We start from the raw sequence: 14972 nt of genomic DNA, 5'->3' as shown, positions 1-14972 counted from the left end.
GTGGAGCACTGGGGCGTGATGGAGCTGGAGGTGGGCGCGCGGCGGGGCCTGGTGCGCCTGGGCGCGGGCGGCGGCGAGCTGACGCTGGGGCAGCTGGGCTTCACCGGCGCGTTGGATCCGGACGAAGGGCTGCTGGACGTGGAGCGCGCGGAGGTGACGCTCGACGACATCACCGCCACGGTGTCCGGCCGCGTGGAGACGCTGTGTCATCCGGTGCTCGCGCTGGACGCGCAGGTGTTCCTGCCGCTGCGCACGCTGTCGCAGGCGAAGCTGTTGCCGCGTCCGGCCACCGGGCACCTGTGGACGCGCCTGTCCATCACCGGGAAGCCTTCCGCGCTCGCGGTGGGCGCGGACCTGTCCGCGAGCAACCTGGCCTATGAGCAGTACGGTCCGGTGAGCCTCAACGCGCGCCTGTCGTACGCGGGGGACCGCGTGCGCGTGGAGTCGCTGGAGGCCCCGCTGGGCTCCGGCAAGGTGAAGCTGTCAGGCGCGTTGAAGCTCACGCCGGAGCTGCCCGTGGACGTGACGCTCCAGACGGAGGACGCGTCCTTCGGGCGCATCCTGGAGCGCGCGGGCGTGGCGGGCTCCTGGGTGGACTTCCCCGCGACGGCGAACGCGCACCTCACCGGGACGCTGCTGCCCCGGCCGTCGTTGTCCGGGCCGTTGGACCTGCGCAGCGGCCGCTTCGTGCTGGCCACGCGCGCGTTCGACGCGCCGGTCAGCGCGGGCAAGACGCTGCTCACCTTCGAGCGGGGCCGCGCGCAGACGGCCGTGAAGCTGTCGGGGGACCGCGTGTCCTTCAGCCGCCTCACGGTGGAGTCCGGCCGCTCGCGCGTGCACGGCGACGTGACGCTCTACTTCGACACCGCGCGCGGCCTGGACATCCAGGGCAACGGCGAGCTGGAGCTGTCGGACTTCGGCCACATCGCGGAGTTGCCGTGGTCCGGGAAGGGCTCCGCGAACTACTCCATCGTGGGGCCGTACTCGGACGTGAAGGTGGACGCGAGCCTGTCCCTGCGCGACTTCACCTTCTGGGGCTTCGGCCTGGGCGTGACGCAGGCGAAGTTGTCGTACTCGAACGGGCTGCTGTCCTTCCCGTCGCTCACCGGCCAGAAGGGGCGCACGCAGTACTTCGGCAACGCGAAGCTCACCTTCGCGCGCCTGCTGCACCTGCGCCTGGATGTGACGGTGCCGCAGGGCCGCACCGAGGACCTGGTGGACCTGGTGGCGGGCTTGAGTCCGTCCATCGCCGTGGTGCAGGGCCAGTTCGCGGGCGCGGCTTCCGGGCGCGTCGAAATCGACAGTCCCCTGGAGAAGCTGGAGGGACTGGTGGCCTTCGACCTGCGCGACACCACGTACCTGGGCCGCCGGCTGGGCGCGGGCTCCGCGCGGCTGCGCTTCGTGGACGGCAAGGAGATGGTGCTGGAGCGCACCGTGCTGGACGGCCGGCTGGGGCGCACCTGGGTGGAGGGCTCGTTCGGCTTCACCGCGGGCGCGCTGGACTACCGCTTCGGCGGAGAGAACCTGTCGCTCGCGGAGGCCGTGGGGCAGGAGACCGCGGAGGAGATGGGCATCCAGGGCACGCTCGCGCTCGCGGGCACCGTGGCGGGTTCGGCGGACAAGCCCGACATCCAGGCCACGCTGAAGGGCCCGCGCATCACCTTCGCGTCGCGCGACCTGGGCGCCATGGACCTCGCGCTGCGCCAGGAGGGCAAGCAGCTGCGCATCACCGGCCGCCCGTTCCGCGACGCGCAGGGCTACCTGAACATGACGGTGAAGGAGCCCTACCTCTTCGACTCCACCGTCGACCTGCTGCTGCCTGAAATCAGGCCGCTGCTGCCGCAGGTGCCGGCGTTGGCGGGCGTCACCGGCATGCTCGCGGGGCGCGTGACGCTGCAGGGCCCGCTGTTGCAGCCGGAGGGCTACACGGTGGGGGCGACCGTGCGGGAGCTGTCGCTCGCGCGGGGCGACCTGCGCGGACGCAACCAGGGACCCATCGTGCTGACGTACATCAACAACCGGCTGGACGTGCAGCCCTTCCGCTTCAGCGGCGCGTCGGTGGACTTCACGTTGGGCGGCTGGATGAGCCGGCGCGCCATCAACATGAGCCTGCGCGAGGGGCGCATGGACGTGCGGCTCCTGGAGCCGCTGTTGCCCGGCATGGAGCGCGTGGGCGGCCAGCTGCGCGTGGACGCGGAGGCCACCGGATCGATGGACGCGCCATCGGTGGTGGGCACCGCGGAGCTGTCCGACGTGCGCCTGTCCATGCGCGACCTGCCGCTCACCGTGCGAGGCATGTCCGGCCGCCTGGAGATGACGGGCCAGCGCGTGCTGCTGGAGCACCTGCAGGCCCAGGTCAACGAAGGCCAGGTGTCCGCGCGCGGCGACATCCGGCTGGAGCGCTTCGTGCCCAAGCGGCTGGCGCTGACGCTGCAACTGGATGCCGTGCCGTACCGGATGACGGAGGACCTGCCGCTCACCGTGTCCGGCCTGTTGCAGGTGGTGGGTCCGCCCACGGGGCCCACCGTCACGGGTGGGCTGGACATCATCAAGCTGCGCTACCAGAAGCCGCTCGACATCGAAGCGCTGCTCAAGACGATGCAGAAGAAGCCGAACCTCGCCGTGGGCGGAGGGGGCGAGCGCGCGAGGGACCCCTTCTTCACCTGGGACGTCAACGTGCACTTCGGCGACGTGCGCGTGGACAACAACCTGGCGAAGGCGCGGCTGTTGGGCGACGTGCGGCTGACCGGCACGGACGTGAAGCCGGGGCTGCTGGGCCGCGTGGAGGCGGCCGAGGGCAGCCAGGCGTTCTTCCGCAACAACCTCTTCACCATCGACCAGGGGCAGCTGGAGTTCCGCGACGCGTCCGGCATCGACCCGGTGTTCGAGGTCCAGGCGCAGACGTCCGTGCGCGAGTTCGTGGTGAAGCTGCATGCGTTCGGCCGGCCGGCCAATCCGCTGGTGGTGCTGTCCTCGGAGCCGGTGCTCACGGAGGGTGACATCCTGTCGCTGCTGACACTGGGTGTGACGAGCGCGGACAAGGACACGGCCGCGTCGGCGAGCTACGGTCTGGCGGCGGAGGCCCTCTTCAACGTGTCAGGACTGGACCGGCAGGTGCGCCGGTTCCTGCCCAGCAACCCCGTTCTCAGGGACTTGTCCCTGCAGATCTCCACCACCTACAACGACGCCACCCGGCAAGCGGAGCCGACCGCACAACTTGAGTCGAAGTTCCTGTCCGAGCAGCTTAAAATCGGGATGACCCAGCCAGTGAGTGGGCGAGGCACCCGGGCACGCGCTGAGTACCGCTTCGACGACCGTCTTTCCGCACAGGCCCAGTGGGACAACGAGAACAGCCAGGCGTCGTTCGGAAACCTCGGGCTCGAGCTGAAGCTGGGCTGGGAGGTCGAGTAGCCGCGCTGGCCGCGGTGCTGCTCCTCGTGTGCGCGCTGCCGGCCTTCGCCGCGCCCGTGGGCCACGACGATGACGCTCCGGAAGTGGTGGCCGTGGAGCTGCACCTGCCGGAGGGCATGGCGCCGGACGGGCTTTCGGGCCTCGTCACCCTGCGCAAGGGCCAGGCGCTGACGCCGGGCGCGGTGCGCAAGTCGGTGGAGCAGCTGTTCGCCACGGGTCGCTTCGCGGACGTGGTGGCGTTAACGCAGGAGGTACCGGGGGGCGTGCGGCTGGTGTTCAAGCTCACGCCGCTGCCGCTGCTGTCGCACGTGGCGGTGCGGGGCAACCAGGTCCTCACGTCCGGGGAGCTGCTGGAGGCGAGTGGGCTGCTCCAGGGCGGGCCGTTGGATCCGGAGGAGCTGGACACCGCGGCGGACGCCGTGCGCGAGGCCTACCAGCGCAAGGGCTACGACGCCGTCGACATCCAGGTGGAGGAGCGGCCGGTGCCCGCGGGCGGCGTGGCGGTGACGCTGGTGGTGGCGGAGGGCAAGCCCACCCGCGTGCGCCAGGTGACCTTCTCCGGCAGTCCCGCGCTGCCGCTGCCGCGCCTGGTGGAGGCGCTGGGGATGAAGCCTGGGGAGGTCTTCGACCGGGCGAAGCTGGACGGTGGCCTGGAGCGGCTGCGCGTGCTCTTGCGCGAAGGTCAGCACTGGCGGGCCTGGGTGGGTACGCCCACCGTCATCGTGGAGGACAGCGAGGCGTCCGTGGCGGTGCCGGTGTCCGCGGGGCCCGCGTTCCACCTGCGCTTCACGGGCAACCGCCGCTTCCCGGACTCGTTGCTGGCGCGCGTGGTGGCCTACGACGGCGAGGAGGCGATGGACGAGACCGTGGCGGCGCGGCTCGCGCGGCGGCTGGAGGCGTTCTACCGGCGGCGCGGCTTCCACGACGCGCGCGTGCGGTCGCTGGAGGTCATCCGGCCGGACGGCGAAGCGGCGGTGCTGGGCTTCCAGGTGGACGAGGGCGCTCCGCTGCGCGTGACGGACGTGCGCTTCCACGGCAACGCGGCGCTGTCCTCCGACGTGCTTCGCTCCATGCTCACCAACCAGGTGGCGGCGCTGGAGACGTGGCCGGAGCTGGACCTGCCCATGCGCGAGGACCCGCTGGAGACGGAGGGCCGCGATCGCCGCAACGACACGCGCGTGATGTCTCCGCCAGACCCGTCCACGGTCTACGTGGAGGACACGTGGCTGGAGGCCGCGGACGCGATGACGACGGCCTACCGCGAGCAGGGCTTCGCGTCCGCGCAGGTGACCTTCCGGGGCCTCACGCTGGACCGGGTCCATCACACGGTGGACGCGGACTTCGACGTGGAGGAGGGGCCCCAGGCGTTGATCCGCGCGCCCATCTTCCTGGGCATCCCGCTGGAGGTGGATCCCGTCTGGGTGAACCTGCTCCTGCCCGTGGGGACGCCGCTGAGCTTCGAGAAGGTCGACCAGGCGCAGGCCGCGCTGGAGCGGGGACTGGGCCGCGAGGGCTATTTCTTCGCGCACGTGAGCAACTCGGTATCGGTGGAGGAGAACGGCACCTCCGCGCAGGTGACCTACCGCACGGACGCGGGGCCTCGCGTGCGCGTGGGGCAGGTGCTGCTCCAGGGGCTGACGCGCTCGGATCCGGACGTGGTGCTGGCGCAGCTGGACCTGAAGCCCGGCGCCCCGCTGTCGGTGGAGGCCTTGGCGGAGGCGCAGCGCCGGCTGTCGCGGCTGGGGCTGTTCCGCCAGGCGGAGGTGTCGCTGGCGGACCCCAACCGCCGCGAGGCTTCCAAGGACGTGCTGGTGACGGTGCAGGAGCGCCCGCGCATCGACGGCGAGGTGTCTGGCGGCTACTTCCTGGTGGACGGTCCTCGCATCACGCTGGACACGGCGTGGCGCAACCTGGATGGCCGGGGGCTCAACCTCCTGGCTCGCGGCAAGGTGAACTACGCGGGCGCGAGCGCGGAGGCGCTGTCGTCCTCGCGGCTTCCGGCCGGGTGCTCCACGGGAGAGCTGTCCGGCGAGGTGTGTACCTCCGACCTGGATGGCTTCAGCGGCCTGGGCGGGCGCGGCAACCTGGCGCTGTCCCAGCCCCGGCTGTCCTTCCTGGCGCCGCAGGAGATTGGCGCGCGGTTGGACCTGATTGGCGAGCGCGTGCACCGGCCGTCGTACCTGTCCACGCGGTTCGCGGCGGTGCTGGGCGCGGACTGGGCGCTGGCGTCGTGGGTGAACGTGTCGCTCCAGTACGAACTGGAGAACAACCGGCTGCGCTCGCGCGGAGGCGTGCTGGAGCTCATCAACCGCGCGGACCAGGAGCGCCTGCGCTACCCGTACGGCGACTTCGCGCTGCACTCGCTGCGCCCGTCCATGACGTTGGACTTCCGCGACGACCCGGCGAACCCGCGGCGCGGCATGGTGCTCAGCAGCAGCGTGGAGTTCATGCGCGGCATCAGCGTCCACCCCACGGACGTCGCGGGCAACCGCGTGCCGGAGTTCCCCATCGACGGCGTGAAGCTGTCCGGCAGCGTGAGCGCGTACGCGCCGCTGGGCCGCCGCGCGAGCGTGGCGGTGAGCGCGCGCGCGGGCACCATCGTGCCGCTGACGCAGGGGGCGCAGAACATCGGGTCCAAGCTGTTCTACCTGGGCGGCTCCTCCAGCCTCCGGGGCTTCCGCGAGGACGGCGTGCTGCCGCAGGACGTGCGCGAGGTGCTGCACCAGCGGCTGGCCGCGTGCCGCGCCGTGATTTCCCCCGCGGGCTGCCCGGACGACCTGAAGGCGGTGCTCGCCGGACAGGTGCCCGCGAGCCAGGGCGGCGAGCTCTTCACGCTGGCCAAGGCGGAGCTGCGCGTGCCGGCCATCGCCTCGGTGGACCTGGGGCTCTTCTTCGAAGCGGGCAACCTGTGGCAGGACCGCACGCTGTTCGACCCGGGCGTGCTGCGCTACGCGGCGGGCGTGGGCCTGCGCTACGTGACGCCCGTGGGGCCGCTGGCCTTCGACGTGGGCTTCAACCTGGACCGCGACGAAGCGCTCAACGAGGCGCCCACGCAGTTCCACTTCAGCATCGGGACGTTCTGACCGGAGGCCCTTGCCCATGCGAACCCGCCGTGCGCGCCGTGAAGTGGCCTGGGGCCTGGGCCTGCTGGGATTGTTCGCGCTCGCGTGTCAGCACGGACCGGACACGGCCCAGAAGGCGCCGCGTCCCGCGTGGATGCCGCCGGAGGGCACCTGTCCTCGCGGCGCGCAGCTCCAGATGGAGCGGCTGGGGCTGAAGGTAGGGGACCGCATCCCCGTCATCGTGGACAGCATCCAGGACCACCCGGGTCCGGCCCGGTACAACTACAGCTTCGTCATCGCGCTGCCGCAGGCGGAAGGGGAGGCGAAGCTGCCGGGAGCGCGCATCGGCGGGCGGCTCTACGTGACGAAGCACCGCGTGTTCGGCCGGTACGATCGCATCTTCACCCCGGAGAGCGGCGCCACGTCCGTGCCCTTCTGCGGCGTGCTGCTGGACACGCGCTGGGACCGGGACGGCGAAGGGCTCATCGCGTATCCCAGCCCCATGAAGGGCTTCTCCGTGGTGCAGGACAACACGGGCGTCATCCAGGTGGTGGACCGCTACCCGTGAGGCCCGCGCGTCAGTCGACGTGCAGGGTGTAGGACCGCTCGTCGGAGAAGAGCAGGTCCCCCACGCCGAGCCGGAAGGTGAAGTCGCCCTGGGTCGTGGGCTTGCCGGAGAGGATGCCGTCCTTCGTGTCCAGGAGGATGCCGGGTGGCAGTGCTCCGCTCTTCACGCTCCAGTTGCCCGTGCCGCTGGCGCGCACGGTGTAGCTGTAGTCGGAGCCCACGCGGCCCATGGGCACGGCCTTCGACAGCAGGGTGACGGTGCCGGGAGCGCTCGTGACGGTGATGGAGAGCGTGCTGGTGGTGGACTGGGGCGGGGTGTCGCTGTCCGTCACGACCACCGCGAACGTCCTCTTCCCGGACTGGGCCGGGGTGCCGGTGATGAGGCCGTTCGACGCGAGCGTCAGCCCCGACGGCAGCGCCTGTTCTGGATCGAGGGCGAAGGTGTATGGCCCCTTGCCTCCCGTGGCGGAGACGCGCTCGGTATAGGCGCGATTGATGAGGGCGTCCGCCAGCGGCTCCGGCCCCGCGACCCGCAGCAGCGGACGGACGCGCAGGGTGAGGCTTCCGCTGGCGCGCTTCGTCGGGGTGCTCAGGTCGGTCACCTGCACCGGGAGGACCTGCTCCCCCGCCTGCGTGGGCGCGCCGGTGACGCGGCCCTCGGTGTCGAGCAGGATGCCCGCGGGAAGCGGGCCGGTGGCCTCGAACGTGTACGGCGGGGTGCCGCCCCGCGCCTGGAGCTGGCCTGAATAGGGAGTGGACTCGACAGCCTCCGTCAGGAGGGACTCCAGCGCGAGCGCGGCGGGGCCCGCGTCATTGCTTCCCGCGTCTGTTTGCCCCGCGTCCGGTTCCCCCGCGTCCGTCGCGCCGGCATCCCCGGCGCCCGCGTCCGACTCCGTGCCTCCATCCTGCTCCGTGCCCGCGTCCGGAGGGTCCACGGGCTTGGGGTCGTCGTCGCAGGAACCCCCCTCGCCACAGGCCGGCAGACAGCGGTTCTCCGAAGTGAGGCACGACGTGCCGGAGGGGCAGCCGCCGGCCGTGTCGCACATGGCGAAGCGCGACAGGTCCGGTGCGAACGTGCACGCCCCCATCGTGAGGACGAAGGCACCCGTCAGCGCGGCGAACAGTTTCCTCACGGCAGCTCCCAGATGAAGGACACCGTTCCACCGACGCCGAGCAGCGCGCCCGCGCCCAGCAGCACGTTGGACGTCCGCGCCTGGCGGCGGCCCGTTTCCAGCTGCGCCGTGATGCAGTCCGCGAACCCCTCACCGGCCGTGGCGCAATCACCACCATTCTTCGACAGCTTCGACTCCGTGCGCCGTGCCGCCAGCCCGAAGCCCACGCCCGCGAGGAGCGCCGCGCCGCCCACGCCCCACAACACCTTGGGCAGCACGCGCGAGCCCTGGGGCTCCCGCGCCGCCTGCGTCGTCACCAGGGGCGACCACACCTGCGCAATCGCCTGCCGCGCCCGCGCGTCCGCTTCTCCGGGCATCGTGGCCGGGGCCTCGAACTGCGCTCGCGTCTCCGGGCCCCGCGCGTCCGTCACCGTGAGCGCCACGCTGCGCTTGCCTCCCACGCCCAGCGCCACGCCCCGCACCAGCCTGCGCACGCCCAGCGCCGAGGCCTGCGCGCTCCGGCACGCCGCGTCGCCACACGCCGTCAGCGCCGCGCCAGACCCACGCAGCCGCGCCACCGTGTCCTCGCGCGACTCCAGGCACGCCTCCGGCAACGCGGCCACCGCGCGCCGCGTGGCGTCCTCCAGTTCACGCGCATCCGCGGACGGCAGGGCCAATCTTTCGAAGGGCATGAGCACCACGCGCGTGTTCGCGTCGCACGGCGCTGACACGCGCAGCAGCATCAACAGCAGGGATGCGGGCAGGCTCATGGCAGGCTCAGGGCACCAGCACGGCGTCGGCTTCGTCCGACGACGGCGTGATGCCGAGGCTTGCCATGTAGCCCCGGTAGAAGCGCGGCCCGAAGGGCACGGAGAAGAGCTTGTCGCGCATCACGTCCTGCACGGCGCCCCGGGCCGCCACGCTGGCGTCGTGCCAGGGCAGGCCGCCCGCGTCCACCACCTCCGACGCGCGGCTGATGGCGAACGGCGCCTCCCGGCCGCTGCCGCGCAGGTAGTAACCGCGCCCCAAGGGCAGGGCCACCACCAGCGGACGCTCGCGCTCCTTGTGCAGCTCCACCACGCGGATGCCGCGCGAGTCCTCCACCCACAGCCGGCCCGCCAGTCCCGTGGGCACCATCAGGTAGCCCAGCGACGCGGCGTCTCCCAGGTCCGTCAGCGCGAACGCGCGGTTCAGCGCGGGCGGCTGGATGAACACGTTCGGCTGGCCCCGCACGTCGTCCGTGCCCTGGCTCGCGGCGGCCACGAAGGCCCGCAGCTCCGCGTAGTCCACCTTGCCGTCCCCGTTGACGTCCCCCGCGCCCGACAGCGCCGAGCGCACCATGTGACTGAAGACGCCCGAGCGGATGGCGCTCCACTCCTGGCTCTCCTGCTCCGAGGCCGTGGACAGCACCACGCCCACCTGCGGGAAGCGCGCCAGCTCGCGGTTGCCCAGGATCCCCTTCACAGCATCCACGTACGCGGGGCCCACCGGCAGCGCGCCGCGCGAGTGGACGAAGAAGTACGAATCACACGCGTCCACGATGAGTTGCAGGAAGGACGCCTTGCTGGGCGCGACCACGCGCTCGTACAGCTCCGTGCGCGTCAGTGGCCCGTCCAGCAGGCTCACGGCGCCTTCGCCCGCGGCGCCGCGCTTGCCATGGCCCACGAACACGAACGTCAGCACGGGCATGGAGCCCTTCGCCCGGTCCTCCGCCATGCGGGCGTTCAGGCGGGCGAGCGCGGCCCCCAGCGCGGGGTGCGTGGGCGGGCGCGTCTTCGCGGCGAGCCCCGGGTGCAGGGCCTGCGTCTCCGCGTCCAGCACGCTCAGCAGCACCACCTCGCGCGAGCGGGGCGCGAACAGTTCGTAGTACCGGGCGCCGTCATCGTCCGCGTAGCGCAGGGGCGCCTGGGATGGCTCGGTGCCCGTGTTGCTGGCCACGATGAGGGCGTAGTGCACCTGCTCCGGCGTAGCGCTCGCGGCGCTTCCCGCCAGGAGTAGGAGAACACCCAGGACCAGCGGCCTGTGAGAGGACATATGCATCAGGGGTTTGCGCGATGCGCTGTGCGAAAGGATGCCACGGGGCGCAACCGACAATCCACTCGGCGCCGCTCGCGACAACATACGGATGACGGGACCATAACGGTCGCGGTAAGCCCCTGAGGGATGGAGTGGGATGACGACACGCTGCGCCGCTTTCGCGAAGGCACCCCAGCGGTGCTGGCGGAGGTGTATCGCGCGCACGCGGAGCCGCTCGCTCGTCTGCTCAAGGCGGCCGCATGGCGGGGAGCCTTCACCCGTCTAAGGAACGCGATGGAGCTGGAGAACACGCTGTTGGAGACCTTCGCGCGCGCCTTCGAGCCGCGCACGCGCGCTGCCTACAACGGCACGCGTCCCTATGCCCACTTCCTGATGGGCATCGCGCGCAACGTGCTGCTGGAGCAGTCGCGCGAGCGCGAGCTGGTGGGCCGCGACGAGGCCTTCGAAGGGCTCACCGAAGCCTCCTCCGAGGAGGGCGGGCTGGACGAGCTGTTGGAGGACCGCGAGGTGGAGGCGCTGCTCGCGGCGTTCAAGGGCGGCCTGTCACGTGAAGAGCAACAGCTGTTCGAGCTGCGCTTCAGCGAGGGCCTGCCCCAGGAGGAGGCCGCCACGGCGTTGGGCCTCACGCGCATCCAGGTGCGGCGGCGTGAGTTCGGGGTGAAGTCCCGGTTGCTGGGGTTCCTCCAGTCGAAGGGGTACCTCCAGGACCTGGAGACGCAGGGCTGGAGCTTCTTCAAGCGCCGGGGTGCGCGATGAGCGGGTGTGACGACCGCCGGGCGAAGCAGGCCATGGCCGCGCTCTTCGAGAAGGGCCGCGACGGGCTGGACGCGGACGGCTTCGAGCGCCTGCGCGCGCACCTGGCCACCTGTCCCGACTGTCAGGAGACGTACACGCGGCTGTCGCGCGTGGAGTCGGTGCTGGAGCAGCGGGCGCTGCCCCGGAGCAGGAGCGCGCTCCTGGAACAGGCGTTGTTCGCCAGGCTTCAGCCCGCCCCCGCGCGCAGGAAGTGGTTCGCGTCTCCGCTCTTCATGCCCCTGGCGCTGAGCGCCGCCGCCGCGACCGTGGCGCTGCTCGTCGTGACGCCGTCGATGGATCGCTCCGGGCAGGACGTGCCGGAGTGGCAGGCGCGTTCGTCCGCTCCAGGCGAAGGGGCCTGGGGCGTGCGCGCCTTCTGCATCTCGCCCGAGGGCACGGTGCTGGCGGAGGCCAGGCCCGGTGGGACGCTGACGTGCGCGGAGGGCAACGCGGTGCAGTTCAGCTACACCGCGCCGGAGCGCGTGCGCCTGTCGCTGGAGGGGCTGCCAAAGGAAGGCGAGCCGCTGCGCTTCTTCCCGAGCGAGGGCCCGGCCCCGGAGGTCGCAGCGGGCGTGGATGTCACGCTGCCCTTCAGCACGCCCGTGCAGGGGGGATGGCTGACGGGCCCCGTGCCGGTGCGCGCGCACTTCACCGACGCGCAGGGCCGCACCGTCGCGGACACGCAGGTCACGCTCAAGCCGCGCTGATCCGTCTCCGCGTCACCTCATCCAACCCCACGAACGAACAACCCCCCTCCCGTGCAGGCACGGGAGAGGGGCGGGGACTGCCGTACCTTGTGGGGTCCGTGAGTGACTACGGACGCGGGACACGGCGATCCACTTCCGCGGTGCCGGTGTACTGCGTGGCCACGTTCAGGGAGCCCTTGAGCTGAACGCGCCACGTGCCGGCGGGTGGGTTCGAAATGGTGACGGCCTCACCGGTGGAGGTGCCCTCGGCGCTGGTCGCGACGAGCTCCCCGTTGGGGCCAAAGACATACAGGTCCAGGTCGTAGGCCGGGTTGCCCCAGGCCGTCTTGATGCGCAGGGCGGTGGCTCCCGCGGGCACGGTGAGCGAGTGCTCGTGCTGCGCGGCCCTCAGGGACAGATCCAGGATGGGAAGGTTGATGCTCGTCTTCACCGTGCCCGTCCAGGAGGGCAGGGCGGTGGTCTGCGTGGTGTAGCGGATGCCCACGGCGTCGTTCACGAGCTTCGTCGCCGCGTACACGTCCGCGTAGCCCGCGCCCACCTCCCACGTCTCCAGCTGGCGCGTGTTGCCCGCCGCGTCCTTCGTGTACATGGGCCGCGCGGTGGCCTGCACCGCCGCGAGCACGCCGTCCATGTCGAGGGCGGGGTTCACCTCCAAGAGCAGCGCGGCGACGCCGGCCATGTGCGGCGCGGCCATGGAGGTGCCGGAGCTGGCCGCGTAGAACGGCTCCGGGTGCAGCAGGTCCAGGCCCAGGTACGGCTGCATGATGGCGCCGGTGAGCGCGCGCGCCGCCACGATGTTCACGCCCGGCAGCGTGATGTCCGGGTGGTGGAGCGCATCGCCCGGGATGCCCCGGCTGGAGAAGGACGCCAGCTCGCCCGGCGCGTCCTGGCTGAGCAGCGGGTTGGTGGCCGCGGTGGTGTCACGCGACGTGCCGGCCGCGACGGAGATGGCGCACGGCGAGGCGCTGTACGGGTTGAGCGTGTCGGGGTCGGAGCCCTCGTTGCCCGCCGCGAACACCACCACCATACCCAGGTCGTAGGCGCGCTTCGTCGCGATGGAGATGGGGTCGAGCGGCGCGAAGTGGCTGCCGCTGGTGCCCCACGAGTTGGAGATGACGCGCACGTTGTGCGTCTCGCGGACGTCGGGGTCCATGAGGAAGTCGAAGCCTTCCAGCGCGAACAGGATGCTCAGCGCGTCGCCGGTGCCCACGCCCAGCAGCTTCGCTCCGGGGGCCACGCCCTGGTGCCTTCCACCGGAGCGCGCGCCCGAGCCGGCGATGATGCTGGCGCAGTGCGTGCCGTGGCCGCTGGTCAGGTCGCTGTTGGGCGTGTCCACGTACAGCGCGCCGCCAATGCCCAGGTCCAGCGGGGGCGCGACGACCTTCACGTTGCGCGCCACGTTGGGGAAGTCGCCGTGCGTGCCGTCCAGGCCGGAGTCGATGACGCCCACGCCGATGCCCGCGCCAGTCGTCTCATACGCGGTGCGCGCGGTGTCCGCGTGGATGTACGGCACGCTGGTGTCCAGGAAGTACTGGAGCGGCTTGTCCTCGTAGATGGACAGCAGGCCCAGCGGCTGGAGCTCCTGGCGCAAGGTGGCGATGAGCTTCGGCGTCACCGGGACCTTCAGCGCCACCATGGGCAGCGACTTGAGCGCCAGGACGTTGCCCAGGCCCAGCCCCTGCGTCAGCCCGCCCAGCGTGCGCGTCAGGCCGCCCAGCACGGCGTCCAGGTTGAGCACGCCGCCCGTCGCGTTCGCGGTGTTGAAGGACAGGATGAGCGTGCGCACCGAACCGTCCGTGTGCAGTGCCGGGTCCACCACCGCCTGGGCAAGCGCCGCCTGTGTCGCGCTGGACGCATAGAGCGCGTTGCAGGCGCTGGGCGTCGCGGCCGCGGCCGTGACGATGGACCGCGAGGACGACGCGACAGCGGGTGCCCCTTCCGCCTTCGAGCACTCTTCCTGCGGGGTGCTCGCGCCACACCCCAGGACGGCGGCGGTGGCGGCGGCCCAGCCCAGCGACAGCAATCGCTTCATGTGGTGCGCTCCCCGGGTGTGTCGCGGCTTTTCAAAGTCCGCACAAAAGGGGTGTGTCGGGGGCGCGTTCCCGTGGATCCCCGCCGTACCGGATTGTTCTGTAGTGGCTGAATCCGTGAGCTGTCGGGGAAGGGGGTCTTTCCCACCCCTGTCGGTGACAGTGTCCGGAGCGAGGGCGGGCCCGGGGTGGGTCGCCGGTATACAGTCCGCGGCGTGTTCTACGCGTGTGTGCGGGCGGTGGTGGCGCTGGCGTTGCGGCTCTTCTACCGGGTGAAGGTGAATGCCCCGGGCGAAGCGCCCTCTGGGCCGGTGCTCTTCGTGGGCAACCATCCGAACGGGCTCATCGACCCGGCGTTGGTGTTCATCCTCACGCGGCGCCAGGTGACGTTCATGGCCAAGGCGCCGCTGTTCAAGCTGCCCGTCATCGGCTGGCTGTTGAAGGGATTGAACGCGCTGCCGGTGTATCGCAAGCAGGACGACCCGACGCAGATGGGGCGCAACGAGGGCACGCTGGATGCGGCGAAGGGCGCGCTCGTGCAGGGGCGGGCCATCACCATCTTTCCGGAGGGCAAGAGCCACTCGGAGCCGGAGCTGGCGGAGCTGAAGACGGGGGCGGCGCGCATCGCGCTCAACGCCGCGCGCGAGGGCGCCCCGGTGCGCATCGTCCCGGTGGGGCTCACCTACGCGGAGAAGAACGTCTTCCGCAGCGAGGTGCTCATCGACCAGGGAGCGCCCATCGACGTGCAGGCCTTCCTGCCGAAGGACGCGGCGTCGGAGCAGGACTCGGTGCGCGCGCTGACGGAGCGGGTGGCGGAGGGGCTGCGCTCGGTGACGCTGAACCTGGAGCAGTGGGCGGACCTGCCGGTGGTGCAGGTGGCGGAGCAGCTCTATGCCTTCCGCCAGGGTGGCGCGCTGGACGCGGAGCGGCTGCGGCTGTGGGCGCGCGGCGTGCGGCTGTTCCGGACGCAGGAGCCGGAGCGCTACGAGCGCCTGCGCCAGCACCTGTCCTCGTTCGGCAGCCGGATGGCGCTGGTGCAGGCCGCGCGGCCGGAGGACCTGTCCGTGGAGTACCGCCCGGGCAACGTGGTGCCGTTCGCGGTGAAGACGCTGGCGCGGCTGGTGTTCGGGCTGCCGCTGTTCGCGCTGGGGCTGGCGGTGTTCGCGCTGCCCTATCCGTTGCCCCGGATGGCGGCGCGGCGGGCGGAGCTGGACATCCAGGCCACGGTGAAGTTCCTCACCGCGGTGGTGG

General features: G+C 71.6%; 10 protein-coding genes. 6 read left to right on the top strand and 4 right to left on the bottom strand.

Going from position 1 to position 14972, the window contains the following annotated elements; translation table 11 throughout:
• From D7Y15_RS37735 to D7Y15_RS37725, 3 genes are all read left to right on the top strand, one after another.
• The coding region (locus D7Y15_RS37735; RefSeq protein ID WP_148712969.1) for a translocation/assembly module TamB domain-containing protein at positions 1 to 3411 on the top strand (3411 nt) is incomplete at its 5' end.
• Positions 3412 to 3425: 14 nt separating this feature from the next.
• Positions 3426 to 6494 carry a POTRA domain-containing protein gene (locus D7Y15_RS37730; protein WP_121755594.1) on the top strand — a complete coding sequence of 1023 codons (3069 nt, stop codon included), beginning with the start codon at positions 3426 to 3428 and terminating at the stop codon, positions 6492 to 6494.
• A 16-nt stretch (positions 6495 to 6510) separates the two neighbouring features.
• Positions 6511 to 7041: a hypothetical protein gene (locus D7Y15_RS37725; protein ID WP_120580388.1), complete on the top strand. Its 531-nt coding sequence runs from the start codon at positions 6511 to 6513 to the stop codon at positions 7039 to 7041.
• 10 nt (positions 7042 to 7051) lie between these two features.
• Here D7Y15_RS37725 and D7Y15_RS37720 read toward each other — a convergent pair whose 3' ends face one another.
• Genes D7Y15_RS37720 through D7Y15_RS37710 form a run of 3 tightly spaced genes read right to left on the bottom strand, consistent with a single transcriptional unit; the run spans position 7052 to position 10186 of the window.
• Positions 7052 to 8173, bottom strand: coding sequence for an Ig domain-containing protein (locus D7Y15_RS37720; RefSeq protein WP_121755593.1), 1122 nt, complete (start codon positions 8171 to 8173; stop codon positions 7052 to 7054).
• Positions 8170 to 8922 carry a hypothetical protein gene (locus D7Y15_RS37715; RefSeq protein WP_121755592.1) on the bottom strand — a complete coding sequence of 251 codons (753 nt, stop codon included), beginning with the start codon at positions 8920 to 8922 and terminating at the stop codon, positions 8170 to 8172. The genes D7Y15_RS37720 and D7Y15_RS37715 overlap by 4 nt, the downstream gene beginning before the upstream one ends.
• Before the next feature lie 7 nt (positions 8923 to 8929).
• Positions 8930 to 10186 carry a hypothetical protein gene (locus D7Y15_RS37710; RefSeq protein ID WP_121755591.1) on the bottom strand — a complete coding sequence of 419 codons (1257 nt, stop codon included), beginning with the start codon at positions 10184 to 10186 and terminating at the stop codon, positions 8930 to 8932.
• A 129-nt stretch (positions 10187 to 10315) separates the two neighbouring features.
• Between D7Y15_RS37710 and D7Y15_RS37705 the strand changes: the two genes are divergently transcribed.
• On the top strand, positions 10316 to 10945 hold the full coding sequence (locus D7Y15_RS37705; RefSeq protein WP_120598584.1) for an RNA polymerase sigma factor: 630 nt from the start codon (positions 10316 to 10318) through the stop codon (positions 10943 to 10945).
• Positions 10942 to 11691 carry an anti-sigma factor gene (locus D7Y15_RS37700; protein WP_121755590.1) on the top strand — a complete coding sequence of 250 codons (750 nt, stop codon included), beginning with the start codon at positions 10942 to 10944 and terminating at the stop codon, positions 11689 to 11691. The genes D7Y15_RS37705 and D7Y15_RS37700 overlap by 4 nt, the downstream gene beginning before the upstream one ends.
• Before the next feature lie 106 nt (positions 11692 to 11797).
• On the opposite strand, the gene D7Y15_RS37695 is transcribed toward D7Y15_RS37700, so the two are convergent.
• Positions 11798 to 13723, bottom strand: coding sequence for a S8 family serine peptidase (locus D7Y15_RS37695; protein ID WP_121755589.1), 1926 nt, complete (start codon positions 13721 to 13723; stop codon positions 11798 to 11800).
• A 213-nt stretch (positions 13724 to 13936) separates the two neighbouring features.
• On the opposite strand from D7Y15_RS37695, the gene D7Y15_RS37690 reads away from it, so the two are divergent.
• The coding region (locus D7Y15_RS37690; RefSeq protein ID WP_121755588.1) for a lysophospholipid acyltransferase family protein at positions 13937 to 14972 on the top strand (1036 nt) is incomplete at its 3' end.

This window comes from Corallococcus sp. AB030, from assembly GCF_003668965.1.
Lineage (GTDB): Bacteria > Myxococcota > Myxococcia > Myxococcales > Myxococcaceae > Corallococcus > Corallococcus exiguus.
This window is presented reverse-complemented; position numbering and strand designations above follow the sequence as displayed.

Excerpts from the sequence above, each read along its gene's own strand:
- D7Y15_RS37725 (WP_120580388.1), top strand. The coding sequence starts at position 6,511 with ATGCGAACCCGCCGTGCGCGCCGTGAAGTGGCCTGGGGCCTGGGCCTG.
- D7Y15_RS37715 (WP_121755592.1), bottom strand. The coding sequence starts at position 8,922 with ATGAGCCTGCCCGCATCCCTGCTGTTGATGCTGCTGCGCGTGTCAGCG.
- D7Y15_RS37710 (WP_121755591.1), bottom strand. The coding sequence starts at position 10,186 with ATGTCCTCTCACAGGCCGCTGGTCCTGGGTGTTCTCCTACTCCTGGCG.
- D7Y15_RS37705 (WP_120598584.1), top strand. The coding sequence starts at position 10,316 with ATGGAGTGGGATGACGACACGCTGCGCCGCTTTCGCGAAGGCACCCCA.
- D7Y15_RS37700 (WP_121755590.1), top strand. The coding sequence starts at position 10,942 with ATGAGCGGGTGTGACGACCGCCGGGCGAAGCAGGCCATGGCCGCGCTC.
- D7Y15_RS37695 (WP_121755589.1), bottom strand. The coding sequence starts at position 13,723 with ATGAAGCGATTGCTGTCGCTGGGCTGGGCCGCCGCCACCGCCGCCGTC.